This is a genomic window from Fundidesulfovibrio putealis DSM 16056 (assembly GCF_000429325.1).
Taxonomy (GTDB): Bacteria; Desulfobacterota; Desulfovibrionia; order Desulfovibrionales; family Desulfovibrionaceae; genus Fundidesulfovibrio; species Fundidesulfovibrio putealis.
The window spans coordinates 195,503-222,426 of sequence record NZ_AUBQ01000005.1; the positions used below are offsets into that span (position 1 = coordinate 195,503).

Consider the following 26,924-nt stretch of genomic DNA (forward strand, 5'->3'; position numbering starts at 1 on the left):
TGAGATTTCTGGCAAAGCAGCCCCACGGAGGGAGCGATGCGGAAATCTCGTTTTTCTGAAAGCCAGATTGTCAGGATTCTCAAGGATGCCGAGGCGGGCCGATCCATCTCGGACCTGTGCCGCGAGAACGGCATCAGCTCGACGACGTTCTACAAGTGGAAGACCAAGTTCGGCGGCATGGAGGCGTCTGACGTTCGCCGTTTGAAGGAACTTGAGGCTGAGCATAGTCGCCTGAAGCAGATGTACGCCGACCTGAGCCTGGAAAACCGGGCCTTGAAGGATGTGATCGCAAAAAAGTTGTAAGGCCAGACGACAAGCGCGACCTGGTCACCTACGTCCGCATCGAGCACGGGCTGAGCCTTCGCAGAGCCTGCCATGCCTTCGGCTTGAGCAGGACCGTGTACTGCTACCAGCCCAAGGCATCGGAAGACGGCCTGGTGATCGAAACGCTGGTCAGTCTGGCCGAACGATTCCCGCGATTCGGCTTCGGCAAGCTGTTCCCCTTGGTTCGCAGGCAACAGCCGACTTGGAACCACAAGCGGGTGTACCGCGTGTATTGCGAGCTGAAACTGAATCTGCGCCGGAAAGGCAAGAAACGCCTGCCGTCGCGGCATCCTGAGAAGCTGGCCGTGCCTGCGGCAGCCAACGTGTGCTGGTCTGTGGACTTCATGAGCGACGTGCTGATGAGCGGGCAACGATTTCGCACGTTCAACGTGCTCGACGACTTCAACCGGGAGGCACTGGCTATCGAGGTGGACACCACTCTGCCGGCCGCCAGGGTCGTCCGGGTGTTGGACCGGGTGACGGCCTGGAGAGGCTGCCCGGCGAAGCTCAGGATGGACAACGGCCCCGAGCTTATTTCAGTAGCCCTGGCGGACTGGGCGGAACAACGTGGTGTGGTGTTGGAATTCATCCAGCCCGGCAAGCCAACGCAGAACTCGTACATCGAGAGATTCAACCGCACCTTCAGACACGAGGTGCTGGATTTCTACGTGTTCAGCAGGCTGAGCGAAGTCAGGGAGATCGTGGAGGACTGGGTGAAGCAGTACAATGAACAGAGGCCCCATGAGTCGCTCGGAGATCTCACGCCCTCCGAGTACCTCGTCTTCAACTCACCGGAGGTCTCAACTTTCGACTGGCACTAACCAGGGGAGGTTTACACGATAAGCTTAAGGAAGTACTTGCGTGAGATTGATCCATCAATTCAAGTGTGTAAGGCCGTTAAGAAGACGGAATTGGCACCTGTAGCTGTAGAGGTTGATGTGATAGATGCGGAGTTCGTTACGGTCGAGAAGGAAATCAAAAGTGAAGGGTCATTTTTGAGGAACCTTGTCGGATTTCCGAGTTTAAAACTAAACGACTATGAGTAAATTGGACATGAAATAGACCTGCGCCGGGGCGTCCTTGAGGATGAGATCGGCGGCGTGGGCGGGGAGGGCCAGGGCAGAGGAGTAGGAGGAAGGCAGTTGCGATGTGGTTCATGTTCGTGGGGTACATGGGGAGAGGGTTGGGAGCAAGATGTGAGGACGAAGGGCGCAGCTTCTGGAGTTCAATGCGCTGGGCCGGAGTGGTCGCGGCTTCGCATGGTGAAAAACTACACCAGGATAACCTGAACGCTAGCATGAACCTTATTTTCAACCCAATCGAAAAAACAGCACTTCGGACCTCATGTCTCATTCGGTGATGGACGATGTATGGAGATTTTGCAGGAGGATATCTGAAGTGCCGGGGTAATTAGGGGTTGACACTCTTCCGTGTCATACACATTCATACACAGTGATTACAGGGGCTTAAACAGTGCTCTCCAACATCGCGGTCAACCCAAGGTTCACCAGGAGGTTGACCAGGGTTGTTGCGCCACTTGGAGCTGAAAGAAGCGTCATCTCGCTGGAAATATAGGTAACGAATGAGTTGTGTCCGGCACGGCTGGTCAGGCAGTCGTTGGTGACCTGGACATCGTGGATGAAATTTGCTTTGGTGAATTTGTGCTTGGACCTCCAGCCCTCCACCAGAGGGGTGAAATGAATCTAGTCGCCGACTTACTGGAATTATAAACAAAAACAAAATGATACACTAACACCAACGTAGTGCCAGGCTGGTAAATCGCACAGATGAGGACTCACTCAGGCCGCCGTGACTCTGCTGGCTCAGGCCATTTCCCTACCGCGCATGGCCGCAGTTGCCTGACTAGTCGCCTCCCAAGGCGCAGCTTCCTGTGAGCATCGTCAGACTGGACACCGAGTAAATCAATGTGCACCGAGAATCCATCCGCACTCCATGCGATTGCCGAACAGTATTTCAGCCAGCACCTAACTCGCAAGCTGCATCTTGGTTGCGGAAATAACATACTCCCGGATTGGCTCAACAGCGATGTGGTTCCGTGCAGCGACAATGTATTGCAGCTGAATGTCACCCAATGCTTTCCGTTTGCCGACGAATCGTTCGACTACATTTTCAGCGAGCATCTTATTGAACATATCACCTACGAGCAAGGATTGCACAAGCTCACACAATGTCACAGGCTTTTGAAGCCTGGAGGTAAGCTCCGCGTCTCGACGCCGAATCTGGAGTTCCTGATAAATTTGTTCAGACGCGACAGGACCAAGCGGGAGAATGATTACATCCGGTGGTCGATGCAAACCTTCTTCCCGAGGGTAGACATATCCGATCCAACCTTCGTATTGAACAACTTCGTAAGAAATTGGGGACACATCTTTGTCTACACGCCGCGAATTTTGGTTCATTCCCTGCAAACAGCTGGCTTTGCGAAAGTTTGCTCATGGCCATTGAACCAAAGCGGCGACACACACCTGCAAAACCTGGAAAATGAACAAAGACTGCCTCGCGGGTTTCTTGAACTTGAAACATTCACCTTGGAAGCAAGCAAGTAAGTTGCGCCCCAGACTGGATGCCGCCCAGAATCGACTCTCGAACATAGATTGGCTCCGGTTCATAGGGCCAGCGGGCGGCGAAAATAAGGTGGACGTGGTTATGCCGCTATCTGTCCGAAGGATCGGGGCCACTTCTGTCCCTCCTTCAATTTTAAAAAAAGTGCCTAAATAGTCTCCATGGACTGCCGAGGATGTAATTGTTTTTTGCAGTGTAGCAGTACTGCTTGCCACAGGATTTGATCCAGGGAAGCTTTGTGAAGCCTTGGTAGCCGTAGTCGAATCGGTTGCCTCGAGGCAGAAAGGCGATCGGATGGTCGAACAGGTCGGCACAGGGGAGGGTCAAGCCAGTCGGGTCGATCACACAGTGGCGCGAGCTGGCCTGACAAGGGATGCGGCGCGGATAGTCTGGAAAGTTGCCGAGCGCGCGAAAAAACGCAGGATCATCCTTAAGGACGAGGGCTTTGGGGCCGGTTTTCTCCCGTTCAAGCCAGCCGAGGAATTCCTGGAATTGCTCGGCGGTTGGCGTGTACTGCCTTCCGTTGTTCAGAAGCCGGTCATCGGCGTGGTGGGCAAAGGCCAGCGTGAAACTAACTTGAACGCCACAGTCGAAGGCCAGACGCAACACCTCGTCAAGTTGATTCGGTTCGATGGACCTGCTGTTGAGGATGGTATGGATCGTCACCCGTGGGCGCGTGGGTTCCATGCGTGCGAGGGTTTCCAACCCTTCCACCGCCTTGTCGAAGGTTCCGATGCCCCGCAACGCTTCATGTGACTGCCTGCCTCCGTCGATGCCTATCGCTATTGCACCTGCCAGTTTTCCGATCTTGACCCGTTGCGGCAGAAGAACGCCGTTGGTGTTCAAGACGGTCTTCATGCCTATGTTATTTGCCGAAGTGAGTAGCTGTTCCAGGTCTTCCCGAACGAGCGGTTCGCCTCCTGAATAGCCCCAAACCGTGGTTCCGTGTTTCCTGAAGTCCCGCTGCATATTGATGCAATCCGCAGTGGACATCTCATTTGCGGCGGGTAGTCTTTTCATGCAGCACATGTCACAGTCTAGATTGCACCGATATGTCACATGATGCGTGACCATGAATGGTGTCTTTAGCCCAAGAGCCATTGCAATCGGCGACATGATGCGCTTCACGGCTTGCACACCTTGCACGGGCGGTAGCCCGACTTCTCGGCCTCCTCGCGACTCTTGAACATAACAGTGCAGGCCTTGCAGTCGAAGAACCGGCAGGATTGGTGATGGAAGATGTGCGACTGGACGTTGCCGTGGTATACGCCCTGCTGCTGGGCGGGGGCGTTGTCGGGCACGATGAGCGCCCCGGCCAGGATGACCAGGGACAAGAGGGCGTGAAGGGCAGCTGGGCGGATCATGGGCATCGTCGGCTCCGGTGTCGGTCAACGTCTTGCGCTTATATGTCCGAGGTGGCGTGGGTAGCAAGGTGGAGAATCCCGAAGAATTCGGACCCTCACGGAGTCATCTCTCTTCGAGGCAGTTTTTCCCGAAGGCGGCCTCCAGAAGCATCTCAACATCGGCCTGTTCCTTCAGACTCTTGATCGCTTCGGGAGAAACCATGCAAACAAGCTTGGCGAATTCCTCTTTGCTCATATTGGCCTTCTTCCATGGCTTGGCCGAGTCGTATTGACGACGGCTGATACCGAGGATGGCCCAGGGCTTCTCAAGGAGAGTCTTTTCGGTGTCAGCTTTCATGTTGAATCGCCCTATGTGCCAAGCCCCGATGTGTCTTTTGGGCATGGCGGCCACCCTGATTGATCGCACGCATTTGTTCCTCAATCACGCTGACCTCGCGCTCAATCCTCACACGCTCTAGGTTCTACAGAGGAGCCATGAGCGCGTACCGCGAAGGTGAAAGGTTGTTCCGTCCCTGCTCCACCAATATCGTTTTCTGGCGAATGCTGTGCGGGGGAGCATTATAACATTTTCTCTTGTCGCTGAAATCTGGGTGGATGGAAAGGTAGGGGAACTGGAAGAGGTATGAAGGCAGCACTGTTGAAGGTGAAATTCGTGCTGGTAGAACCTGGACATCTGGGCAGGCTGCCCCCCGTAGAACCTTCCCTTCCCCTACCCGCCCTGCTACCCTGAAGGCATGTCAGAATACCTGTGGCTGCTGTCCGTAGCCGTTGCCCTCGCCATCGGCGCGGTTATTGCGTGGCTCGTCCTGGCCCGCCCCAGAGGGCGAGACTCTGTTCGCGTGGACTTCGATCACCACAAGGGCAGAGAGATGGGCGAACGCTTCATCAACAAGGAAAGATAGGCCCGCAAGTCATTGAGGCCTCAAGGCCACTCAATGCTCCTCGGAATGCCCCCGATGCGCTTCCCGGTTCTCCCGGTAGAGCCTCGCCAGCACCTTGTCCCTGACGATAAGCACGTTCTCCGCGTTGCGCTCCTCGGCCGCCTTGGTGAAGTTGAAACTACCTGTGATTGCCGTTTCCCCATCAAGGACCATCACCTTGTTGTGCGCGATGGCGTGGGCGGCGTCGATGGACACTGGGATGCCCGCATTCTTCAGGTAGGTGGCCCCGGTGTACTTCTCGCCGCGCTGGCTCTTGTCGAGGATCGCCTGAACCTTCACGCCTCGGTCGTGGGCCTTCTTCAGCGCCTCTGCGGGGCGGACGTGAAGCTGTAGGCTTGAACCAGAATCGTGGACTTGGCACTGCCGATGGTCAGCACGATGGCGTCCTGCCCCCCGCCACGAGGGGAGAAGTAGACCTGCGCCGGGGCGTCCTTCAGAACAAGGTCGGCGGCATGGACGGGGACGGTCAGAAAAAGGAACAGGAATAGGGCGGATGCAATGCGGTTCATGTCCATCGGTTACATTGAGAGAGAGCTGGGGGCAAGATGGAGGAGCCAGACAGCATTGCTAAAGTTGACCGATACGCCAAAGAGCAAGCTAGGCAAAAATAGACATTGAGTCGCTGACGGCAGGAATGGACAAGGGGAGGGCGAATGCCGCTCCCGCAATTCCAAGCCGTGTATTTATGGCCCACAGGATGGCCCATAGGAAAAATTTGCAAGAAAAAATGGGCCACGATTTTCACCGTAACCCATTGTTTTCTTTGGTCGGGGCGGCGAGATTTGAACTCACGGCCCCCTGCGCCCAAGGCAGGTGCGCTACCAGGCTGCGCTACGCCCCGACATGAACTCCCAACCCTAGTGGATTATGCGGGGCATGGCAAGCACGGCTCCGGCTGGCGGGTCAGCCCCCGGATTCGGCGTAGTTGGCCACGGACACCATGAAGTACCGCAGCGGCATGTCCTCCGAAGGTGAGAGCGGGGTGATGGTCACATTGAGCGTCGCCGCGTATCCGTCCATGCCCACTTCGGCGCAGATGGTCTGTCCGGGCCGGGGCGGCCAGCCATCCTGGCTGTTCCTGATCCTGCACCGTGTTCCTTCCAGCGGTTCCTGGCCTGCGCCCAGCATCCTGGCGATGAGGCGGTTGGCCGACAGGACGCGCAAGTCTTCGTCCAGCATGGCCAGCCCGTGCGGCCCGTGCGTGAACGCCTCTTTCCATTCGCGGTTGAGCTGCAATATCCGGCGCTTGAACTCCTCGTTTTCGGTCACGTCGATGATGAGCGAGTGCAGCACGTTGCGTCCGCCGTGCTTCATGAGCGACGTGCGCGTCTCCACGTCGCGGAGGTCTCCGTTGGCCAGCCTGTGCCGGAAACGGAACAGGGTTTTGTCGAGCGCGCGGGCTTCCCGCAGTTTCTCGGCCAGCTCATCGGGAGGCAGGACGTTGATGTCGCCGATGGTTTTGCTGCGGATTTCGTGGCTGGAGTACCCGTAAAAGGCGCAGGCAGCCGGGTTGGCGTCCAGGATGGCCCCGGACTCCGCGTCGATGAGCAGCTGGACCGTGCAATTGGTCATGAAGAGGTTCTTGTAGCGCGATTCCGAGTCACGCATGGCCAGCTCGGAGGCCTTGGCGTCGGTGATGTCCAGCCACGATCCGACGATCTCCCGGGGCTTGCCGTCCTCGTCGCGCACCAGGCGCAGGTCGTCGCGGATGAAGCGCCACCCGCCGTTGCCGTGGCGGAAACGGAACTCCTGCGTCAGGTGGCCCTGCTCGAAAAGAAGCGGCAAGCGCTCAAACAGGCGTTCCCTTTCGCCGGGATACAGGTTTGCGAACCAGTAGTCCGAAGAGCCGATGAAGGATTGCGGCGCGTGCCCGAACAGGCTCTGCATGTTGTCTGAAATGTACGTGGCTGCGTAGCCCCCGCCCGCTTCGCAGGAATAGAGCATGGCCGGGCCAGTGGCCAGCAGGTGTTCGAGCCGTTGGCGCACCAGGCGGAGCTCTTCCTCCACCTGCTTGCGCCCTGAGATGTCCAGGGCAACGTGGATCGCGCCCTTGATGCGTCCGTCGGAGGCGAGCACGGGGTTGCAGCGGGTGAGGAAAGCCCGTCCGTTGGGAGCGGTCACCTCACCCTCCAGGGATTCGCCAGTCTGCAAGACTGCGGGCATGAGGCAACCGTTGCAGGGCGCGTCCAGGCCGTGCGCGGCCTCGTAGCATGGCCTGCCAACGCAGGATGGCGCGTCGTTCAAGACGGAATCGGCGGATGCCGTGGAAAACCAGACCAAGCGCATGTCCTGGTCCACGCATTTCACGGTGAGGCCGGGCAGGCTTTTGAGGATGGCGTCCTTTTCCAGGAGCGCCTCGAACACGGCCTGCGCGTTCTGCGCTGCGGGGGCTTGGGCGGGACTGGCGGTTGCCAGGCCGGGGCTGCGGAACTGGAACAGCTCCACGGGGGCGGTCCCCAGGGCGTTGCACAGCTTTTCGATGCACTCGAAGGAGGGCGACACCAGCCCCCGCTCCATGCGGCTCAGGTGCCTGTCCGAAATCCCCACCCGCTGCGCGAGTTGCAGCTGCGTCAGGCCGCGGCCAAGCCGCAGGGTCCTGAGGCGTGCCCCAAAGTGCTTTTTCACGTCAGGCTCTCCCTCTGGCATTGAGTCAACGCTCCAAACGGCCCGGAAAGACGCCATCCTGATAGATCAATGTTGAAAACAATCCCACCAACACCCTCTTGGCTGACATTGCCGAGGTTTGCAACCTTCGCTTTTCATGCAGGGCAGCCTGGGATACATACGATTCATGCACGGACACCCACTGCTTTCGGCGCTTTTGGGCCAATTGGAATCCCTGGAGCGCTCCGCCAGGGAAATGCGCGTGCCGCTTCTGGCCGGGCAGGCCGAGGCCTTGCGTCAGTCCGTGCTGGGTGTGGTTGGGGAGCGCGCGGCCCTGGAGGACGCAGCCGCCGTGGCCATGGCCAAGACCAGGCGCCTGAAGCAGGCCTACGAGGAAAACCGCAGGCGCTACGAGAACACCCTGCGCGCCTTCGACCGTTTCCGTCAGGCCTTCGAGATTCTGGAATCCCTGCGCGCCCTCGATGATCTGGCCGACGTCCTGGAGGCGCTGCGCAAGTTGTTCCGGGTGGACTCCATGTTGCTGTTCATGGATGCCGACGATTACGGACAATATCTCCCCGAGGTGATCTCCTGCGTTCCCCAGGACGTTTTGCGCGCCATGGCCGAGCCGGTGCTGGCCGCCGGGGGCAGGAGCTACGTGGGGCCGGTGGCCGCCGCGCCGCGCGGCCTGCTGACTCCCGCCCAGGCCAAGCGTTTCGGCTCCTGTTTCGCCTATCCCCTGGAAGACCGCTTCCATGAGGGGCGCTGGGCCGGCCTGCTCCTGGTGCTGGACGCAAGCCCGGAGCGCTACAGCCCGGAGATGGCCACCGACTACATGGAGCACTTCAGCGACGCCCTGCGCAGCGCCGTGGTGGGCGCGGTGGACCGCCTCAAGGCCGAGGAACTGCGCGAGGACGTGGAGCGCATCACCCGGCACGACCTGAAGTCTCCGTTGACGGCCATCCTGACCCTGCCGCAGTTCCTGCTGGAGTCCGACAACCTCACGGAGCGCCAGCGGGAGATGCTGCGCATGATGCTGGAGTCCGGGCGGCGCATGCAGTCCATGATCACGCTGTCCTTGTCGCTCTACCGCATGGAGCAGGGCGTGTACGCCCTGGCCCCGGAGCCCCTGGACCTCGCGGCGCTGGTGCGGGCCATCTGGAACGAATCTGGCGGACCGTACCGCTCGGCGCACATGGAGCTTGAGCTTGTGGCCGACGAGGACCCTTTCCCGGCGCTTGGGGAGGAGCTCCTGTGCTACACCATGCTGGCCAACCTGATCAAAAACGCCCTGGAGGCGTCCAAGCCGGGCGAGGGAGTTACGGTGCGCCTGCGGCGCGAGCCGGGCCGGGTTGTGGTGGAGGTGCGAAACGGCAGGGACGTGCCCGAGGACATCCGGGCGAGTTTTTTCGAGAAGTACGCCACCTGCGGCAAGGCGGGCGGCACGGGGCTTGGTACGTACACCGCCCGGCTGATCGCCGAGGTGCACGGCGGGGACATCGCCCTGGAAACCGGCCAGGGCGAGGGCACCCTGGTCCGGGTGCGCCTGCCTATGCCCGCCTGAACAGGCGCGAAGTACGCACTACCTGCCGCCGGTCAGCACCGAATAGACTGGCGGCGCGAACCGCCTGAGAGCCCAGCCCATGGCGTAGGTGATAGCCACCGTGGCTACGCCCAGCAGCAGGGCGTAGCCCAGTTGCGAAGCCGACCCGGACCCCACCAGCCCCCTCGTCCAGGTGGCCAGATAGGACAGCACCGGCTCGTGCAGCAGGTAAACGAAGAAGATGGACGGCGCGAGCTTCAGCAGCATGCGGCTCTCGCCCAGCCGGAGAAGTCCCGACAGCTGCCAGACCGCCACGCTCCCGATCAGTATGCTCATGCGCCAGAGCGGAAAGCGCCACGCGGTCTCGATTCCCCCCACCTGGATGGTGGAGCTCAGCCCGATGAGCGCGGCCCAGGCCAGCAGCACCGGCAGGCGAAGACCCTGCCAACCGTCCAGGTCAGCCCGTTTCACGGCAAGCAGCCCGCCCAGGTAGAAGAAGAATGCTCCGCCGAAGTCTATGGGAATGCTCTCCTGCAGGATGAAGTTCCAGCACAGCCAGAAGCCGCACAGGCCAAGGTACGGCGCGCGCCGCAGCATGAACCCGAAGGCCGGGGCCAGCAGGAAGAACACGAACAGGTCCCGCAGGAACCACAGCGGATAGATGAGCGGCAGGCCGTTCAAGCCCAGAAGCAGGCTGAACACGCCGCGTTCGCGCAGGTATGTGGTGCCCCCGATGCCGGGAATGCCCCCGGCGATCGTCAGGTAGGCGATCCAGAAACCGTTCACCAGCAGGAAGGGCAGGAAGATGCTCCTGAAGCGCTTGAACGCCAGGCGCGGGTATTCTGCCAGGTTGCCGTCGTAGCGCAGGAAGAGCAGGTAGCCGGACATGGCGAAGTAGAGCGGCACGGCGGTCTGGAAGATGTGGCGGCAGAACACGTTGAAAAGGGCGTGTGCCAGGGGCGCTTCGGCGGCCATGTTGAACAGCACGCCCTTCTCCGAGTGGATGCCCACCACGCAGAGCATGAGCAGCGCGCGAAGCGCGGTCAGGCGGCGCGAGGTGGGGGCGTCGATCAGCGGGGTACTCATGAACGTCTGCGTCTTCTTGATGGAGGGCGCGGGGAGGCCGGACGGCGTCCCGGGCTGTCCCCTGAGGCGTTTATTTGGGAGCTTCGCCGCCCTCGGCCTGGGCTCCGGTCAGGCCGAAGCGGCGCTGGCGCGAGGCGTAGGCTTCAAGGGCGAGGTCCAGCTGGGCGTCGTCGAAGTCCGGCCAGGGCACGTCGGTGAAGTAGTACTCGGCGTAGGCGCTCTGCCAGAGCAGGTAGTTGCTGATGCGCACCTCGCCGCTGGTGCGGACCACTAGGTCGGGGTCGGGCTGGCCCGCCGTGAACAGCTCCGCGCTGAAGCGCTCCTCGGTGACGTCCTTGGCGGCCACCCCCTGCTCGATGAGCCGCTTGCAGGCCCGCAGGATCTCGCCGCGCCCCGAGTAGTTCAGCGCGAGGTTCAGCGTCATGGACGAGCACTTCTCGGTCTTTCGCATCACGTGCCCCAGCACCTGGCGCACCGCGAAGGGAAAATCCTCCAGCTCGCCAAGCACCCTCAGGCGGATGTCCTGGTCCATGAGGGACTTGAGCTCGTTGTTGAGAAAGCGCACCAGCAGGTCGAACAGGGTGCGGATTTCGTCCTGGGGGCGTCCCCAGTTCTCCTTGGAGAAGGTGTAGAGCGTCAGGTGGGCGATGCCCAGCTCCCGGCAGCGGGTGACCAAACGCTTGGCGGTCTCTGTTCCGGCCTTGTGGCCTTCGCTGCGGCCGAGTCCTCGCGCCTGGGCCCAACGGCCGTTGCCGTCCATGATGACGGCCAGATGGCGGGGGAGCGGGCGGGTTGTTTCTGGCATCTGGGTTTCCTGTCGGTCGTAAGAGCGTCGGCCCCCAGGGCGGAAGCGTCCAGGGGGCCAGAGATACATTGCAGGCGCGGTCACCACGCCCGCTGAGGGAGCAGCCTTCAATCCCCCCAGTTCCGGCAAGGGCTTCGCGGGGGAGTGCGCGCGTGCGGACTCATGCGCGAAGCCGACAGCCGGGTCCAGGGGGAGGCTTCTCCCCCTGGCCGCCGGAGGCGTCTTCGACTAGATTTCCATGATCTCTTTTTCTTTCTTGGCGAAGGTCTGGTCCATCTTGGCCACGAAGGCGTCGGTGGTCTTCTGGATGTCGGCTTCGCCCTTGCGCAGGTCATCCTCGGAGATGGCCTTGTCCTTCTGAAGCTTCTTGAGGGCGTCGTTGGCGTCGCGGCGGATGTTGCGCACGGCCACCTTGGCTTCCTCGGTGTACTTCTTGCCCACCTTCACCAGCTCCTTGCGGCGGTCCTCGGTGAGGGGCGGCAGGGCGATGCGGATGATCTTGCCGTCGTTGACCGGGGTGAGGCCCAGGTCAGACTTCAGGATGGCCTTCTCCACCAGTCCGAAGGCCGCGCGGTCCCAGGGCTGGATGGTGATGGTGCGGCTGTCCGGGGTGGACACGGAGGCGATCTGATCCACGGGAGTGGGCGTGCCGTAATAGTCCACCTTCAGGCCGTCCAGCAGGGAGATGGAGGCCCTGCCGGTGCGCAGGTGGGAGAATTCCTTTTCAAGGGCGGCCACGGCCTTTTCCATGCGGGTCTTGGCGTCAGCAAGCACGCTGTCCATGCTTCTCTCTCCTTATTCCACGATGGTCCGGGCGCGGTCGCCGGTGACCACCAGCTTCAAGTTGCCGGGAACGAACATGTTGAAGACCACGATGGGCATGTTGTTGTCCATGGCCAGGGACACGGCGGTGGTGTCCATGACCCGGAGCTGTTTCTCCAGCACTTCCATGTAGGTCAGCTTGTTGAACATCACGGCGTCATCATACTTCTTGGGGTCCTTGTCGTAAATGCCGTTGACCTTGGTTCCCTTGATGATGACCTGGCTTTTGAGCTCCATGGCGCGCAGCGCGGCGGCGGTGTCCGTGGTGAAGTAGGGGTTGCCGGTGCCTGCGGCGCAGATGACCACGCGTCCCTTTTCCAGATGGCGGATTGCGCGGCGGCGGATGTAGGGCTCGCAGACCTCCTGCATGGTGATGGCCGAGAGCACGCGGGTGGACAGGCCCATCTTCTCCAGGGCGTCCTGCACGGCCACGGCGTTCATGACGGTGGCCAGCATGCCCATGTAGTCGGCGCTGGCGCGGTCCATGCCCGAGGCCGAGGCGGACATGCCCCGGAAGATGTTGCCCCCGCCGATGACCATGGCCAGCTCCACGCCGAGCGAGGCGGCTTCCACGATCTCCTTGCAGAAGGCGATGACGGTGTCGGGGTCGATGCCGAATCCCTTGGGACCGGCCAGGGCCTCGCCCGAGAGTTTCAGAAGAACGCGCTTGAAACGAAGGTTTTCCATATGAATCAGGTCCTGGAAAGGTGGAGGCCGTAAACCTCCACACCCCCGCCAGGGCGCTGCCCTGGACCTGCCGGGGGAGATGTGTCGTGCGGATCGAAACGTGCGGCCCGGCCCGTGCGGATTGGTTCCGGGAGCCTGCCGCAGCAGGTCGGTAATACGGCACCGTGCCTGCGAAAGTTGTTCATGCTAAGCCGTGACGGGAACCGCCGTCAATTTCTTTGGAAATAAAGGCGCGAGGGGAACCCTGGCGGGGAGGTGCTCCCCTCGCGGCGGCGTCGTGGTCAGAAAAAAACGGGCCTTTCGGCCCGTTTTTTATTTTTAGGCTTCTTCGCCCAGCTGCATGCGGACGAAGCGGCCCACCTGGATGTTTTCACCCAGGGTGGCCACCAGGTCGTTCAGGAGGGTCTGGATGGTGAGCTTGTCGTCCTTGATGAACGCCTGCTCCATCAGACAGACTTCCTTGTAGAACTTCTTGATGCGGCCTTCGACGATCTTCTCGGCGATGTTGTCGGGCTTGCCTTCGGCCTTGGTCTGGGCCATGAAGATGGCCTTTTCCTTCTCCAGCACGTCGGCGGGAATGCCCTCAGGGGAGACGCACAGGGGGTTGGTCGCGGCGACCTGCATGGCCACGTTGCGCGCAAACTCCTGGAACTTGTCGCTGCGGGCGACGAAGTCGGTCTCGCACTTGATCTCCACCAGGACGGCGATCTTGCCGTTGGAGTGGATGTAGGAACCGATGACGCCTTCGGAGGTGGCGCGTCCGGCCTTCTTGGCGGCCTTGGAAAGACCCTTCTCGCGCAGCCAGGCAACGGCCTTCTCGCAGTCGCCGCCGCAGGCTTCCAGGGCTTTCTTGCAATCCATCATTCCGGCGCTGGTCTTGTCGCGCAGGTCCTTGACCGCGCTGGCGCTGATCTGAGCCATGATACTAAACCTCCTCGGTCCCGGCCGCTTCGGTCTCGACGGCGGCTTCGGGCTTCTCTTCGATCTTTTCCATTTCGGCCAGGTCGGCTTCGTCGCGAGCGCCAGCGCCCTGGTCCTTGCGGGCGGCTTCGCCCTCGAGGCAGGCGTCGGCCACGCAGGTCACGAAGAGCTTGATGGCGCGGATGGCGTCGTCGTTGCCGGGGATGATGTAGTCGATCACGTCGGGGTCGCAGTTGGTGTCCACAACGGCCACCACGGGGATGCCGAGCTTGCGGCATTCCTGCACGGCGATCTCTTCGCGCTTGGGGTCGATGATGAACGCGGCCGAGGGCACTCCGTCCATGTTCTTGATGCCGCCCAGGGTGGCGTTCAGCTTGGTGACTTCGCGGCCGTACATGGCCAGCTCTTTCTTGTGGTAGCGCTTGGTGATGGTGCCGTCGGCGAAACCGGACTCAAGCTTCTTCAGGCGGTCGATGGAGCCGCGGATGGTCTGGAAGTTGGTGAGCATGCCGCCCATCCAGCGGTGGGTGACGAAGTACTGGCCGCAGCGTTCGGCTTCCTTCTTCACGGCTTCCTGCGCCTGGCGCTTGGTGCCGACGAAGATGATGTTGCCGCCCTTGGCGACGGTGTCGACCAGGAAGTCGTGAGCCTTCTGGAACAGCTTAACGGTCTGCTGCAGGTCGATGATATGGATGCCGTTGCGCGCGCCGAAGATGAAGGGGCGCATTTTGGGGTTCCAACGGCGGGTCTGGTGTCCGAAGTGGACGCCAGTTTCCAGAAGCTGTTTCATTGTGACGTAGGCCATGGGGCTCTCCTTGGGTTTTTTCCTCCACGCCGGGGTCCGTCCTCCGGCCCTTGCGGGCACCCGTGGGGGGTGTATTCCGGCGTGTGTGAAGTTGGGAAGCGGAGTTAGCTACAACGTCCGCTCCCTTTTGGCAAGTGGGATGTCCGGTGCGGGCGGGGGTTTTTTTCGTGGTGCAAATGGGGTAGGTCTCGCGCATCATGGACTCCTGCGTTCACCAGAGGCCCCCTGTCGCGCCCCGGCTTGCCGGAGCGCTCCTGCTTGCCGCCGGATTCGGGTTGGCATGGCTGGCCTGCGCGGCGCTGCCGCAGCTGCACTACGCCGAGAGCTACCCGCTGTTTCGCCGCCAGCAGCTCCCGGCCTCCGCCTATTTCGACCCGGCCCGCGCGGCCGAGCCAAGGCACGCCTTCGTGGGGGCCAGCTACATCATAAACGCCTGGGTGGACAACGACCTGGACGCCAAGGGCTGGCCCGCCCTGGAGGACCCTTCAAGTTCCTACGCTGCCACGGCCCGGCTGGCCGCGCAGCGCGAGTTCGACGCGCCCGGCCAGGGCTTCTACGACATGGGCCGCCTGGGAGCCGGGTTCCTGGAGCACCTCTGGTACGTGAACCAGGCGCTCAAGGCCCCGAACCTGAAGACGGTCGTATACGCCACGGGCCACACCAACCTGACCCATTTCACCGAGACCCCCTGGACCGACGTGGAGCGCTCCTGCCTGGAGACGGCCTACATCCTGGAGCAGTGGAAGCTGCGCTATCCGGCGGCTGGCCCGGCCATCGACGAGTACGCGGCGCTGCTTAAAGCCTCCCCGGCCTACGCCAGGGCGCTTGAGCGCTTCGGAGCGGACTGGCGCTCCCGCCTGGACGTGAGGGAGGTGTTCCTGACGGACACGCCCCGTCAGGCCCTGGCCAACGCGGTGCAGAGCGGCAGCCACTATCGCTCTGCGGCGGGCGTCCGGGGCAATCCGCACCTGGCCGTGAACAAACCGGCCGAGCTTCGCGACGCGCTTATCTGGAACACATCGCTTCTGGCGCGCTACGGCGAAGAGTCGCGCCAGCGCCGCACCCTGTCGCTCCTGGACCAGAACGCGGCAGTCCTGGGCGACCTCCGCCTGGACGCGCCCGTGCTACTGAACCCCTCCCGCAACCCCTTCGACGGCCCGGAGGCCGCAGCCAACCGCGCCTGGACCCGCATGGTGGGCGAAGTGCTGCGCGAGGCCGGGGTCAGGCTGGTGTGGTTCTTCCCTCCCGAGGTGAGCATCACCCCGCAGGACTACCAGCGCCACTACCGGCCCGGCTTCGTGGACGCCGTGCGGGACATCCTCTTGCCCATGGGGCACGTGGTCAGCGACCACGTACTGGACCATGGGCTCAACCAGCGCGAATTCATCATGGAGTCGGACTCGCCCCCGCATCAGACCGGATACAAGCCGGGCTCCGTGGGCAAGCTCAAGGCCGTGCGGCTGCTGCTGGCGGACATGACCCGCGCCGGGGCCTTTCCCGGCAGGCTGGCCCCCGGTCCGGAGACGCTCTCGGGGAGCCCTGGGGCGCTTGGGTCCTGCTGGCCGGGCGAGGCGCGCCTGCCTGTGATCCCTTTCTGCGTGCGGGACTTCTCCCTGCGCGGCTCAGGCGGCTGCCTGCCCTGGCCGAAACCCGTAACGGGAGACGTGCGATGAAACTGTCCGACGCTGCGCTGTCGCTGCTGGCGGGGGCGCTGGTGTTCTGCGCGCTCTCGCTGCTCATAAATCCTGAGGTCACCGGGGTGCGCATCGCCTGGGGGACCTTCTACGGAGCATTCTAGCCATGTCGCAAAAAAACATGGACGATTTGACGGCCTTCATCGGCCAGACGTTGCGGTCCGGGACGCTCGGTCCCGACGCGGGCATGGGCCGCACCAGGGGGTGGGACTCCCTGGCGCACGTGAACCTGATACTGGCCCTGGAGACCTGGGCCGGTGTTCCCGTGCCGCCCGAGCTCATGGGCGAGCTGACCACGGTCGAGGCGCTGGCTTCCTGGCTGCGCGCCCAGGGAGTGCTTGCCCAGTGAGCCTGCCTTCCGATCTTTCGCTTCTGCATGAGACGGTATGGCACTGGGCCGAGCGCACCCCCGAAGCGCCCGCCGTGGTGGGGTCGCGCGGGGCGCTCAGCTATTCGGCCCTGGCCCTTCAGGCCGGGCGCGTGGCACGCGTGCTTCAGGACCTGGGATTTTCGCGCGGGGCGAGGGCTGCGCTCCTCATGGACGGCTCCGTGGAGTGCTGTGTGGGCATGCTGGCCTGCCTGCGCGCGGGGGGCTGCTACCTGCCGCTTGGCGTAGGCAACCCGCCAGCCCGTCTGGCTGCGGTCATCCGCGACGCCGAACCCGAGGCGGTGATGACCGTCAGCGCCCTGGTTCCGCTGCTGGTCCAGGCCTTGGAGCTGGCCGGGGTCTGCCCCAAGGCGGTGATCGTGCTGGACGGTCCGCCCGAACCGGGCGAAGGGGGCGCGCCCGCCCTGGCGTGCCGGATGCTCGTCCCGACGGATTTCGCCCATGCGCCAGCGCCCAGGCCGTGTCCGTCCATCGGGGCGGATCTGGCCTACATCCTGTACACCTCCGGCTCCACGGGGGTGCCCAAGGGCGTGATGGTGCGCCACGACAACGTGCGGGCCTATCTGGGCTGGATGGCGCGCCACTTCGGGATCAGTCCGGCCGACCGGTTCTCGGGCCACGCCAGCCCCACCTTCGACATCTCCGTACACGACATCTTCGGGGCCTTTTTCAACGGCGCGTCGGTGCATCCGCTGGAAACTCCGGCCCAGAAGGCCTTTCCCGGCCCGTTCATAGCCTCGCGCGGCATCACCTGCTGGAACTCGGTGCCTTCCGTGATCGCCATGATGGTGCGCTCCCGGCAGCTGACGCCGGGGGCCTTCCCCAGCCTGCGTCTGGCGGTGTTCGCGGGCGAGCCTCTCGCGCCCGGCCTGGCCAAGGCCTGGCTGGACGCCCTGCCGCACTGCGAGCTGTACAACAACTACGGCCCCACCGAGACCACCATCGTGGTCACGGCCCACAAGGTGACGCAGGTGGACCTGGGCAAACCCGTGCCCATCGGCAGGCCGACCTCTCCCACCGAGTGCCTGATTCTGTCGCCGGGGAGCATGCTGCCCGCCGGGCCGGGGCTGCCGGGCAGGCTGTTCGTGCGGGGCGCGCAGGTGAGCGCCGGGTACTGGCGCAGGCCGGAGCTGACGCACAAGGCCTTCGTGCCGAACCCGCTTCAGCCCGACATCAACGACATTCTCTACGATACCGGCGATCTGGCCTTTCGCGACGAATCCGGCGTGATCCATTACGTGGGCCGCGCGGACAATCAGGTGAAGATACGGGGACACCGGATCGAGCTTGGCGACGTGGAAGCCGCACTGGCAAGCTTGCCGGGCGTGGTGGAGGCGGCGGTGCTGGCGGTGGCGGGGCGGGACGAGGCGGAGCTGGCGGCCTGCGTCTCCGGGCCTGCCGCAGACGTGTCCGACGCGGAGAACGCCCTGCTGTTGGCGCTCTCCGAGGCGCTCCCGGCCTACATGCTGCCGCATCAGGTTTATTTCTTCGACGAACTCCCCAAGAACGGCAACGGCAAGACGGACAAAAAAGCCCTGGTTTTGCATGTCGAGGCGCTCATGCGGGAGCAGACATAACGTCTGATACACTCCGGCAACCGGCGCGAAGCGGAAAGGGTGTCCAGAGGGCGAAGCCCTCTGGCCGCCGGAGGCCTTCTTCAACGGTGCCTCCCCGCTCCCCGAATATAACAACGCAACCAGAGACGCACTCTCCGCAGCATGCTCAACTACTATTCCGAACTCACCTTCTACGCGCTGATCATCCCGGCGCTCATCGCTTATCGCCTGATCTCCCCGCGCCTGTCGCCGGGGTGGCGCGCCGCCGCGCTCTCTCTCGTCTCTCTGCCGTTCCTGGCGCTCCTGTCCGGCGGGCGCACCTTCCTGCCGCTGCTCCTTGCCAGCGTGGCGCTCCTGTATGTCGGCGTCCGGCGCGTGCGGGCCGGGGGGCGCGTGTGGCCGTGGGGGGTGCTGTGGGTGGCGCTCCTGGTGCTGGCCAAGCACCCGGTGTACGTGTCCTGGCTGCCGCTTGTCGAAGAAGGCGGCGCGCGCATCTCCGGCTGGGGCTGGATGGGCTTCTCCTACTTCGTGTTCCGGGCCATCGACGCCCTGTTCCAGGCCCGCCGCAAGGACCTGGCCTTCGGCCTGCCCGAGACCGCCGCGCTGGGCCTGTACTTCGCGCCCTACGTGTCCGGCCCGGTCAACCGCGTGGCCACCCTGGCCAAGGACCTCTCCGCGCCGGACGCGCCGCTCGATTTCCAGCGGACGCGCGCCGCCATTATCCGCATGAGCCTTGGCGTCATCAAGATCCTGCTGCTCTCCAAGTGGGCCTATTTCTCAAGCGTGGCCGCGCCGGAATTCCTGGACGCGCGCCTGCCGGGGCTCTTCGGGCTGGCGCTTGGGGCCTGGGCCTACTACCTGTTCATCTATTTCGACTTCTCCGGCTACACGGACGTGGCCGTGGGCCTGTCCGGGCTGTTCGGGGTGCGCCTGCCCGAGAACTTCAACAGGCCCTTTCTGGCCGCCAACATCCAGGAGTTCTGGAACCGCTGGCACATGAGCCTCTCCACCTGGTTTCGCGACTACCTGTTCTTCCCGTCGCTCAAGTCGCTGCGCATGCGGCTTCCGTGGCTCAACCCCCAGGCCGCGCAGGCCGGGGCGCTGTTCGTCACGTTCCTCTCCATGGGAGCCTGGCACGGCGACGGCCTCAACTGGGTGGTGTACGGGCTGTTCCACGGCTCATCCATGGCCCTGTGGTCGCTGAAACGCTGGCTGGAGGATTCCCACGCGCCGGAATTCTTCAGCGCTTTGCGTGAGAACGCGGCGTATGTCTGGCTCTGCCGCGCCTTCACCTTCAACTATATCAGCTTCGGGCTGCTGCTCATGCTGGACTTCAAGACCCTCGCGCTGCTTCTGGCGGGTTGATGCAGGAAGAGCTGGGCTCCGCCCAGACCGGCAGGGCGCTGCCCCTGCACCCCGGCGGGCTCCGCCCTGCACCCGCCAGGGGGAGAAGCCTCCCCCTGGACCCGGCTTTCCGCTTCGCGTCGTGTGCGGTTAGCTTGTGCTAGTTATTGCACAAGTTGGTGCAGTTGCACTGCACACAAAAGTCCCTGTTGCTCTTTCTCGCTGGATGGTGCTTAGTATTACGAGGTTTTACCCGATGGCACGGCAAATGCTACCAATACGGTAGCATTTAAACCCAAGGGAGCATCTCCATGAGCAAGACATCTCGTATTTTCCAGACCTTCGGCGGCATCACCCTGGCCTTCCTCGTAGGCGTCGCGGCCATCGCCGCCCAGGACAAGGCCACGAGCCATTCCGGCGGAGGCGACCACCCGCAGGCCGCCAAGACCGATCCCGCTACGCCCGCCGCTCCGGGAGCCGCTCCCGCAGCAGCACCCGTGACCTACGCGCCGGGCCTGCCGGGCTGGATCAAGCACCTGCCCGCCGACAAGCAGGAAATCGCCCGCAAGATCTGGCTGACCGACGGGCGCGTCATCCACGCCAGCAAGGAAATGGTCACGGCCAAGCGCCACGAACTGGACGCCCTCCTGACCCTGCCGACATCCGACGACAAGGCCATCGCTGCCCAGGTGAAGGAAATCGCCACCTGGGAAGAGAAGCTGCTCCAGGCCGAGATTTCGCTTCGCCGCAAGCTGGAGAAGGAAGGCATCCCCACCTGGGGCAACTTCGACCACGGCAAGCACAACATGATGATGGGCAAGGGTGGCATGGGCGGCATGATGGGCATGATGGGCGGCAAGGACAAGGACGGCGATGCCTCCAAGGCAGGCGGCCACTCTGGACATTAAGTCACAGGTATTGAATACCATGGAATGGCTCTCCTGGATGAGGTTCATGAGATATTTGAACGCATCCGGAGGGAGCCAACCGGGGCAGTGTCCCATGTCCCGCCGGGCTCCGACCGGACCCGGCGGGACTTCGTCCCGAACCCTGCCAGGGCTCTGCCCTGGACCCTCAACGGGCTTCGCGTAACGTGCAGGTACTGAGTGCTCAGCAGGAGGTCGCGTGACAGGCATCACCGGGATCATCAGGAAGTGGCTGGCGGGATTAAACGCGGACGGTGACCGGGCTTTGCCCGGACGCCGTCTGTTTCTGGCTTTGTCCGCGCTCGCTCCGCTTGGCGTGGCGGCCCCGGCCCTGGCCAAGCTGGATGGGCATGACGGGCATGCGGCGCAACCAGGGAAGGCTGGAGCGCCGGGAGGACATGGCGGACACGGGGGACATGCCGGGACGCTGTATCCCTGGCGCGACCCCAAAATTGCAATCACGCCGCCCCCGCCGCTGACCGGCAAGGGCACCGGCGTGGTGCAGTCGCCGCACATCCCCTCGCTCGGCTACGAGATGGACGGGCAGGTCAAGGTCTTCCGCCTCACCGCCCAGCCCGTGGAGCGCCTGCTCCTGGACGGCCCGCCCGCACCCGGCTCCCTCTGGGACCGCTGGCACAAGGCCAAGGGGGCCATGCACGGCATGGACGTCCCCAAGAAGGTCAAGATCTGGGGCTTCAACGGCTCCGTGCCCGGCCCCACCATCGAGCTCATCCAGGGCGACCGGGTGCGCATCATCGTCAAAAACGAGTTGCCTGAACCCACCAGCGTCCACTGGCACGGCCTGGAAGTCCCCAACGACCAGGACGGCGTGGGCGGCCTCACCCAGCCGCCCATCAGGCCCGGCCAGACCTACACCTACGAATTCACGGTGCACCAGGTGGGCACCTTCATGTACCACTCCTCCTTCAACGAGAAGAAGCAGGTGGGCATGGGGCTTGGCGGCTTCTTCATCGTCCACCCCTCGGACGGCTCGCGCCGCGTGGATCGAGACATCGCCATCCTGCTGCAGGAGTGGCACTTCCTGCCCGGCAACGAATACGTGGACGTGACCTCCACAGACCCCAACTGGTTCACCATGAACGGCAAGGCCGCGCCCTCCACGGACGTGCTCACCGCCGCCGTGGGCGAGACCGTGCGCCTGCGCTTCGCCAACCTCTCCAACATGCACGCCCACCCCATCCACCTGCACGGCGTCACCTGGCGCGTCACCGGCACCGAGGGCGGCCCCATCCCGGAGTCCGCCCAGTGGCCCGGCAACACCGTGAACGTTTCCCCCGGCGCGGTGCGCGACGTGGAATTCACCTTCACCCATCCGGGCTACTGGCACATGCACTGCCACAAGCTGCACCACGTGGTGAACGCCCACGCGCCCGTCCCCATGGGGGTCATGCCCATGGGCGGCATGACCATGCTCTTCGACGTGCGCCCAGCCGGGGCGTCCGCGCCTCCTGCGCACGGCGGCGCGCACGCGCCTGCGGCCACCAAGCCTGACACATCACACGGCGGGCACGCCCCAGCCCCGCCGCAGCCGGATCACGGACAATCGGGCCACGGCCAGACAGGAGGACAATAGCATGCGCCGCGCACCCATACTCCTCTGCCTCCTCCTGGTGACCGCCGGTTGCGCCAAAGTGCAGCCCGAGACCGACTTCGGCAAGGTGTCCGACATCGCCCAGGCCCGCCACGACACCCGCCCCCTCTGGGTGCAGACGCCCGAGGACGAGGCTTTCGTGAATTCCGAGGTCCAGGCCATCCTGGCGCGCGGCGTCACCATGCAGGACGCCGTCCGCCTGACCCTCATCAACAACCCCGGCGTGCAGGCCCGCTTCGAAGAGATCGGCGTCGGCAAGGCCGAACTCGTCCAGGCCCGGCTGCCGCGAAACCCCTCCGTGGCCGCGCTGTTCGGCTTCCCGCTCTTCTCGGGCGGGCCGCTGGCCAGCCTCGCCGCCCAGGCCATGATCTCCGTCTCCGACCTCGCCGAGATCAAGGACCGCACCGCCAAGGCCCAGGCCGAACTGGAACGTGAAGTGCTCACCGTGGGGCGCGACGCCATGATCGCCGCCCGCGACGCGAAACTCGCCTGGCTGGAGCTGGCCTACGCCAAGCGCAGCGTCTCCCTGGCCTCGGACGTGGCCGCCCAGGCGAAGAAACTCACCGACTCCTCCAAGCAATACCGCAGCTTCGGTCTGACCGACGAAGGCCGCATGGCCGCCCTGGAAGCCGCATCGGCCAAGGCTCTGCTGGAGGTGGCCGAGCTCAAGTCCCGCGCCGCCATCGCCAAGGCGCGGCTTGCTCGCCTGATGGGCGTCACTGCCCCCTTCGACATCACCGGCCCGGTGCCCGAAAAATCCCTGCCACTGCCGGACCCCGCCAAGGCCGCCGAATACGCCGTGGCCAACAACCTGAACGTCCAGGCCGCCGCCTATCTCATCCAGGCCGCCCGGAGCGGCAAGGAGCTGGAAAAAGTCCGCTGGCTCAAGGATTTCGAAGTCGGCGCGGGCTACGATTACGACATCGAGGGCAACCGCACCCTCGGGCCGGGCGCGTCCCTCGAGCTGCCCATCTTCGACCAGAACCAGGCCCAGCGCGCCAAGGCAGTCTATCGCCTGCGCCAGGCCGAACGGCTCCATCAGGATGCCAGGGCCGAAGCTGTCGAAGAGGTCCAGCGCGCCCTGGAAGACGCGGGACTCGCCAAGCAGACCGCAGACGCCCTATCGACTGGCGTCATCCCGCCTGCCGAACGCGCCGCCGCCTGGGCTGGCAAGTACGCCCAGGCCATGCAGCTCTCGGAGCTGGACGCGCTGACGGCAAAACTGGAGCTGCTGCATGCGCGCCTCAAGTTTGATCAGGCGCTCATGCAGGAGCAGGCCGCGCTGGTGCGGCTGGAATATGCGCTGGGTGGGCCGCTGAAGGCGGAGTGATGAAGAGATAGAGCTTGGGCTCCGCCCAGACCCGGCAGGGCGCTGCCCTGCACCCGCCAGGGGGAGAAGCCTCCCCCTGGACCCGGCTATTGGCTTCGCGTCGTGTGCAGGCGGGAATAGTCGGAAAAGCGCCTTTGGAGGAGGGGTTCATTCAACCTGGAAGCGGTCGTCAACGCTGTCCTCGTCATTTCCGCGTTCGATTTCTTCCAGGATGTCATCAAGTTCCACGGCTAGGTCTTCAAGGCGTGAACCATAGTTATCAAGATCTTCCGCGCCTTCCGCTTCGATGTCGTCGTGGACTTCACGGATAAAGTTGACCGCTTTTTCAAGCTTCTTCTTGAGGATTGCCTTCATCTGGAGTCTCCTGTGGTGAGAGTCAGGTGGTACGGGAGCTTGTGATTGACAGAGACCTTGTCATCAGCATCGGTTTCAATTTTACAACATATTCGGAAAAAGTCGAACACGGCAATGCGTTTTGGTCGATCCCCGTCTCAAAAAAGCTTTTCGCTTCACATCGTGGGGGGGGATGGCAGGGGGCTGGGTGCTGTCCCGTCCGTGTCCTGGCGGGCGGGCTAGAACCGATGTGAAGACGATTCGTCGCCCGCCCGCCAGAACCCGACCGTGACAGCACCCAGCCCCCTGCACGCAAGTTCGATCTGCCTCAGCGAGACGTGGGGCAGGACGAAGACGCAGATGGTCCGTCGGGAGTATTCGAGGCAGTACATCCCGGCTATCTGACATCGTTGGGAACAATGATTTCAAGAATAAAAAAGCCCCGAAACGCGGCTTTGCGCGTTTCGGGGCATTCTTGCGAGTTCTCTGAACAGTAACGATGCTGCCCGCGAAGCGGATGCAGGGTCCAGGGGGATCATCCCCCTGGCGGGTCCAGGGCAGAGCCCTGGGGGGGGGCAGGGGCTGCGCCCCAGCATTGCTCTACAACGAGATAAACAGCGGCACGACCACCGGGTCGCGATCCAGCACTTTCCGGAAGAATCGCCGCAGGGCGGAGCGGATGCGTTCCTTGAGCTTGTCGGGGTTGCCGGGCGGTACGGAGTCGATGGTGTCCAGAATGATGCACTTGGCGTCTTCCAGCACGTGGGAGTAGTGCTGCTCGAACACGAAGCCTTTGGAGATCAGGTTGGGTCCGATCATGATCTGCCCGGTCTTCTCGTCCACCACGAGCATTACCACCACCATGCCTTCGCCCGCCAGGAGCTGGCGTTCCTTGAGCACGGTCTGTCCCACGTCGCCCACGCCCTTGCCGTCCACGTAGACCTGCTCCACCAGGATGGGGTCTTCCAGTCGGATGCCGCCCTCGCCCCGGAAGGTGATGGGCTGGCCGTCCTCGATGATGAGGGCGCGCTCGGGGGTGACGCCGTGCTCCAGGGCCAGCCTGCGGTGCTTGACCAGATGGCGGTATTCGCCGTGCACGGGGATGAAGAATTTGGGCCGCACGGTGCCGAGCATGATGGACAGCTCTTCCTTGTGGGCGTGGCCGGAGGCGTGGATGGCCTGCACGCGGTCGTAGAGCACCTCGGCGCCCAGGCGGTAGAGCTTGTCGATGAGCTTGTAGATGGCGCGGATGTTTCCGGGGATGAAGCGCGAGCTCATGAGCACCAGATCGCCTGCCTGCACGCGCATCTGGCGGTGGTCGCCTGCGGCGAGGCGCGAGAGGGCGGAGAGCGGTTCGCCCTGGGAGCCGGTGACCAGAAGAACGCACTTTTCCAGCGGCAGGCCGGGCATTTCGTCGAGCGAGGCCCAGACACCGGGGGGCATGCGCAGATAGCCGAGGTCCCGCGCCAGTTCGATGTTGCTGGCGAGGCTTCTGCCGGACACGGCCACGCGCTTGCCTGTCTCGTGGGCGAGATCGAAGATCTCCTGCATGCGCTGGATGTGGCTGGAGAAGAGCGTGACGATGATGCGTCCGGTGGCCTTGCGGAAAATTTCGCCCAGGGACTGCTTGATCTCCATCTCGGTGAGCGCGAAGCCTTCGCGCTCCACGTTGGTGGAGTCGGAGAGCATGCACAGGATGCCGGGGTCGGAGAAGGCGCTGAAGGCGTCCAGGTCGGTGAGGTGTCCGTCCAGGGGGTAGCGGTCGATCTTGAAGTCGCCGGTGTGGACGATGCGGCCCACCGGGGTCTCGATGCCCAGGCCGTAGCTGTGCACGATGGAGTGGCACACCTGGAAGAAATTGAAGGCGAAGGGGCCGATCTCCACGCGGTCGTTCTTCTGGACGGGGCGCAGGTCGGCTGTTTTCAGCAGATCGTGCTCTTCGAGCTTCTTGGCCACCAGGGCCAGGGTGAAGGGCGAGCCGTAGATGGGCGCGTCCACGTAGGGGAGCAGCCAGGGCAGCGCGCCGATGTGGTCCTCGTGTCCGTGGGTGAGGATGATGGCCTTGAGCTGGTGCTTGCGGGCCAGCACGAAATCGAAGCGGGGGATGACCACGTCCACGCCGAAGAGGTAGTCTTCGGGGAACATGAGGCCGCAATCCACCATGACCATGGAGTCGCCGCTTGAGATGCACAGGCAGTTCATGCCGATCTCGCCCAGGCCTCCCAGTGGGAAGAGGGTTACGTCGTCCGGCATGACCGTCGCTCCTGATAGGCTGTTTCCATGTGTTCCTTGAGCCAGAGTCTGAAGTCCTCGCGCTGTTTCAGGGTGTACCGCTCGGAGGGATCGAAGGGCGCGAGGGCTTCGATGTGCACCACTCCGGGGTTGGGAATCCAGGACCCGCGCGGCAGCACCTCGTAGGAGCCGGTCATGATGACCGGCGCCACGGGGCGGTTGCACTTGAGCGCCATGATCATGCCGCCGATCTTGAAGTCGCCCAGGTGTTCGGGGGTGTCGCTGCGGGTCCCCTCGGGAAAGATGAGCACGGAGATGCCGCGTTCCGCTGCGGCCACGGCGTCGTCGATGGACTTCATGGCCTTGCGCGAGTTTTCCCGCAGGATGGAAATGTGCCCGGTGCGCACCATGGCCGGGCCGAACAGGGGAATCCTGAACAAGGCCTCCTTGGCCACGAAGCGCACGTTCCAGTGCTTGCCGAGCGCCGCCAGGATCAGCGGGATGTCGAACTGGCTCTGGTGGTTGGCCAGGAACACGTAGGGCGTGGACGGGTCCAGCCTGGAGGTGTCCACCTTGATGCGCACCCCGGATATCCACAGGCCCAGCCTGGCCCATTGGCACTGACACCAATGGGCCACGCTGGCGTTCTTCCCGATCCCGGCCGTGAGCCAGCATGCGGCGCTGACGCCAACGGTCAGGAGCGGGAAGAACAGAACGAACAGGATCTTGTGCAGAATGGCCATCTGGCGCGTGCTATTCGGCTTCCTCGGTCTCGTGGTCATGGTCGCATCCGCAGGCGGATTCGATGGTCACGACGATCTGGGTGGCGTCGAGCAGAGCGCCGGAGATGTCCTTCAGCTGGGTGCTGGTAAGGGTTTCGGCGTCCAGCATTTCAGCGGCCTTGAACACGACGCGCATGGCGTTTTCCAGGAGCAGGTCCTGGGGGTCGATCTCGAATTCTTCTTCCACGTGACTCTCCTGAGTATTGTATAGGGAATGAACGTCAACAAGGGGTGTGTAGCGT

The 26,924-nt window shown here is 63.3% G+C and carries 28 protein-coding genes and 1 tRNA gene; 12 read left to right on the forward strand and 17 right to left on the reverse strand.

The window, feature by feature from the left end; genetic code table 11:
- Positions 1-36: 36 nt before the first annotated feature.
- Both G453_RS0106275 and G453_RS0106285 read left to right on the forward strand, forming a co-directional pair.
- A protein-coding gene (locus G453_RS0106275; protein WP_156920823.1) for an IS3 family transposase occupies positions 37-1,145 on the forward strand; the annotation gives its coding sequence in 2 pieces (ribosomal slippage) (positions 37-298 and positions 298-1,145; 1,110 coding nt in all).
- Between the two features lie 1,104 nt (positions 1,146-2,249).
- On the forward strand, positions 2,250-2,891 hold the full coding sequence (locus G453_RS0106285) for a class I SAM-dependent methyltransferase (protein WP_027190364.1): 642 nt from the start codon (positions 2,250-2,252) through the stop codon (positions 2,889-2,891).
- 151 nt (positions 2,892-3,042) lie between these two features.
- On the opposite strand, the gene G453_RS0106290 is transcribed toward G453_RS0106285, so the two are convergent.
- The 3 genes from G453_RS0106290 to G453_RS0106300 form a co-directional block, all read right to left on the reverse strand.
- Positions 3,043-4,035, reverse strand: coding sequence for a radical SAM protein (locus tag G453_RS0106290; RefSeq protein ID WP_156920824.1), 993 nt, complete (start codon positions 4,033-4,035; stop codon positions 3,043-3,045).
- The gene (locus G453_RS0106295) at positions 4,032-4,277 is read right to left on the reverse strand and encodes an Ada metal-binding domain-containing protein (RefSeq protein ID WP_027190366.1); all 246 of its coding nucleotides are present in this window, start codon (positions 4,275-4,277) and stop codon (positions 4,032-4,034) included. The genes G453_RS0106290 and G453_RS0106295 overlap by 4 nt, the downstream gene beginning before the upstream one ends.
- 97 nt (positions 4,278-4,374) lie before the next feature.
- The gene (locus tag G453_RS0106300) at positions 4,375-4,608 is read right to left on the reverse strand and encodes a hypothetical protein (protein WP_027190367.1); all 234 of its coding nucleotides are present in this window, start codon (positions 4,606-4,608) and stop codon (positions 4,375-4,377) included.
- A gap of 397 nt (positions 4,609-5,005) precedes the next feature.
- Here G453_RS0106300 and G453_RS27805 point away from each other — a divergent pair, with 397 nt between their 5' ends.
- The gene (locus tag G453_RS27805; protein WP_156920825.1) at positions 5,006-5,173 is read left to right on the forward strand and encodes a hypothetical protein; all 168 of its coding nucleotides are present in this window, start codon (positions 5,006-5,008) and stop codon (positions 5,171-5,173) included.
- Between the two features lie 30 nt (positions 5,174-5,203).
- Here G453_RS27805 and G453_RS28740 read toward each other — a convergent pair whose 3' ends face one another.
- The 4 genes from G453_RS28740 to G453_RS26080 all read right to left on the reverse strand — a co-directional run bounded on the left by G453_RS28740 (position 5,204) and on the right by G453_RS26080 (position 7,837).
- Positions 5,204-5,491, reverse strand: coding sequence for a phospholipase D-like domain-containing protein (locus G453_RS28740; protein WP_235731706.1), 288 nt, complete (start codon positions 5,489-5,491; stop codon positions 5,204-5,206).
- A 20-nt stretch (positions 5,492-5,511) separates the two neighbouring features.
- Positions 5,512-5,721, reverse strand: coding sequence for a phospholipase D-like domain-containing protein (locus tag G453_RS28745; protein ID WP_235731707.1), 210 nt, complete (start codon positions 5,719-5,721; stop codon positions 5,512-5,514).
- 255 nt (positions 5,722-5,976) lie between these two features.
- Positions 5,977-6,053 (reverse strand) — tRNA-Pro (locus G453_RS0106320).
- 62 nt (positions 6,054-6,115) lie between these two features.
- The gene (locus G453_RS26080) at positions 6,116-7,837 is read right to left on the reverse strand and encodes a PAS domain-containing protein (RefSeq protein WP_205620052.1); all 1,722 of its coding nucleotides are present in this window, start codon (positions 7,835-7,837) and stop codon (positions 6,116-6,118) included.
- Between the two features lie 166 nt (positions 7,838-8,003).
- Here G453_RS26080 and G453_RS26085 point away from each other — a divergent pair, with 166 nt between their 5' ends.
- On the forward strand, positions 8,004-9,380 hold the full coding sequence (locus G453_RS26085) for a sensor histidine kinase (RefSeq protein WP_169725299.1): 1,377 nt from the start codon (positions 8,004-8,006) through the stop codon (positions 9,378-9,380).
- Between the two features lie 18 nt (positions 9,381-9,398).
- On the opposite strand, the gene G453_RS0106335 is transcribed toward G453_RS26085, so the two are convergent.
- From G453_RS0106335 to rpsB, 6 genes are all read right to left on the reverse strand, one after another.
- Positions 9,399-10,445: an acyltransferase family protein gene (locus G453_RS0106335; RefSeq protein ID WP_027190368.1), complete on the reverse strand. Its 1,047-nt coding sequence runs from the start codon at positions 10,443-10,445 to the stop codon at positions 9,399-9,401.
- Between the two features lie 70 nt (positions 10,446-10,515).
- Positions 10,516-11,250 (reverse strand): polyprenyl diphosphate synthase, encoded by a 735-nt coding sequence (gene uppS / locus G453_RS0106340; RefSeq protein ID WP_027190369.1) that lies wholly within the window; start codon positions 11,248-11,250, stop codon positions 10,516-10,518.
- A gap of 228 nt (positions 11,251-11,478) precedes the next feature.
- Positions 11,479-12,033 (reverse strand): ribosome recycling factor, encoded by a 555-nt coding sequence (gene frr / locus G453_RS0106345; RefSeq protein ID WP_027190370.1) that lies wholly within the window; start codon positions 12,031-12,033, stop codon positions 11,479-11,481.
- A gap of 12 nt (positions 12,034-12,045) precedes the next feature.
- Positions 12,046-12,759, reverse strand: a complete 714-nt coding sequence (gene pyrH / locus G453_RS0106350; protein ID WP_027190371.1) for a UMP kinase — start codon at positions 12,757-12,759, stop codon at positions 12,046-12,048.
- Positions 12,760-13,077: 318 nt separating this feature from the next.
- Complete coding sequence (tsf, locus tag G453_RS0106355) at positions 13,078-13,680, reverse strand: translation elongation factor Ts (RefSeq protein WP_027190372.1); 603 nt, start codon at positions 13,678-13,680, stop codon at positions 13,078-13,080.
- 4 nt (positions 13,681-13,684) lie between these two features.
- Positions 13,685-14,485, reverse strand: a complete 801-nt coding sequence (gene rpsB / locus G453_RS0106360) for a 30S ribosomal protein S2 (RefSeq protein ID WP_027190373.1) — start codon at positions 14,483-14,485, stop codon at positions 13,685-13,687.
- Positions 14,486-14,682: 197 nt separating this feature from the next.
- Here rpsB and G453_RS0106365 point away from each other — a divergent pair, with 197 nt between their 5' ends.
- The 8 genes from G453_RS0106365 (at position 14,683) to G453_RS0106400 (ending at position 23,335) form a co-directional block, all read left to right on the forward strand.
- Positions 14,683-16,158 carry a hypothetical protein gene (locus tag G453_RS0106365; protein ID WP_156920826.1) on the forward strand — a complete coding sequence of 492 codons (1,476 nt, stop codon included), beginning with the start codon at positions 14,683-14,685 and terminating at the stop codon, positions 16,156-16,158.
- Positions 16,155-16,283 (forward strand): hypothetical protein, encoded by a 129-nt coding sequence (locus G453_RS28995; RefSeq protein ID WP_268870760.1) that lies wholly within the window; start codon positions 16,155-16,157, stop codon positions 16,281-16,283. Before G453_RS0106365 ends, G453_RS28995 begins: the two co-directional genes overlap by 4 nt.
- 2 nt (positions 16,284-16,285) lie before the next feature.
- The gene (locus G453_RS28370) at positions 16,286-16,528 is read left to right on the forward strand and encodes an acyl carrier protein (RefSeq protein ID WP_027190375.1); all 243 of its coding nucleotides are present in this window, start codon (positions 16,286-16,288) and stop codon (positions 16,526-16,528) included.
- Positions 16,525-18,144 carry an amino acid adenylation domain-containing protein gene (locus tag G453_RS0106380; protein WP_027190376.1) on the forward strand — a complete coding sequence of 540 codons (1,620 nt, stop codon included), beginning with the start codon at positions 16,525-16,527 and terminating at the stop codon, positions 18,142-18,144. The genes G453_RS28370 and G453_RS0106380 overlap by 4 nt, the downstream gene beginning before the upstream one ends.
- Positions 18,145-18,285: 141 nt before the next feature.
- Positions 18,286-19,488, forward strand: coding sequence for an MBOAT family O-acyltransferase (locus G453_RS26090; RefSeq protein WP_027190377.1), 1,203 nt, complete (start codon positions 18,286-18,288; stop codon positions 19,486-19,488).
- Positions 19,489-19,778: 290 nt separating this feature from the next.
- Positions 19,779-20,375, forward strand: coding sequence for a hypothetical protein (locus G453_RS0106390; protein ID WP_027190378.1), 597 nt, complete (start codon positions 19,779-19,781; stop codon positions 20,373-20,375).
- Between the two features lie 217 nt (positions 20,376-20,592).
- The gene (locus G453_RS0106395) at positions 20,593-21,987 is read left to right on the forward strand and encodes a multicopper oxidase family protein (protein WP_084502141.1); all 1,395 of its coding nucleotides are present in this window, start codon (positions 20,593-20,595) and stop codon (positions 21,985-21,987) included.
- Position 21,988: 1 nt separating this feature from the next.
- Entirely contained in the window at positions 21,989-23,335 is a 1,347-nt protein-coding gene (locus G453_RS0106400) for a TolC family protein (RefSeq protein WP_027190380.1), read from the forward strand.
- A gap of 147 nt (positions 23,336-23,482) precedes the next feature.
- On the opposite strand, the gene G453_RS0106405 is transcribed toward G453_RS0106400, so the two are convergent.
- From G453_RS0106405 to G453_RS0106420, 4 genes are all read right to left on the reverse strand, one after another.
- Positions 23,483-23,689, reverse strand: a complete 207-nt coding sequence (locus G453_RS0106405) for a hypothetical protein (RefSeq protein WP_027190381.1) — start codon at positions 23,687-23,689, stop codon at positions 23,483-23,485.
- A 579-nt stretch (positions 23,690-24,268) separates the two neighbouring features.
- Complete coding sequence (locus G453_RS0106410) at positions 24,269-25,921, reverse strand: ribonuclease J (RefSeq protein WP_027190382.1); 1,653 nt, start codon at positions 25,919-25,921, stop codon at positions 24,269-24,271.
- Entirely contained in the window at positions 25,906-26,682 is a 777-nt protein-coding gene (locus G453_RS0106415; RefSeq protein ID WP_084502142.1) for a lysophospholipid acyltransferase family protein, read from the reverse strand. The genes G453_RS0106410 and G453_RS0106415 overlap by 16 nt, the downstream gene beginning before the upstream one ends.
- Positions 26,654-26,869 (reverse strand): hypothetical protein, encoded by a 216-nt coding sequence (locus G453_RS0106420; RefSeq protein ID WP_027190384.1) that lies wholly within the window; start codon positions 26,867-26,869, stop codon positions 26,654-26,656. Before G453_RS0106420 ends, G453_RS0106415 begins: the two co-directional genes overlap by 29 nt.
- Positions 26,870-26,924: the final 55 nt, after the last annotated feature.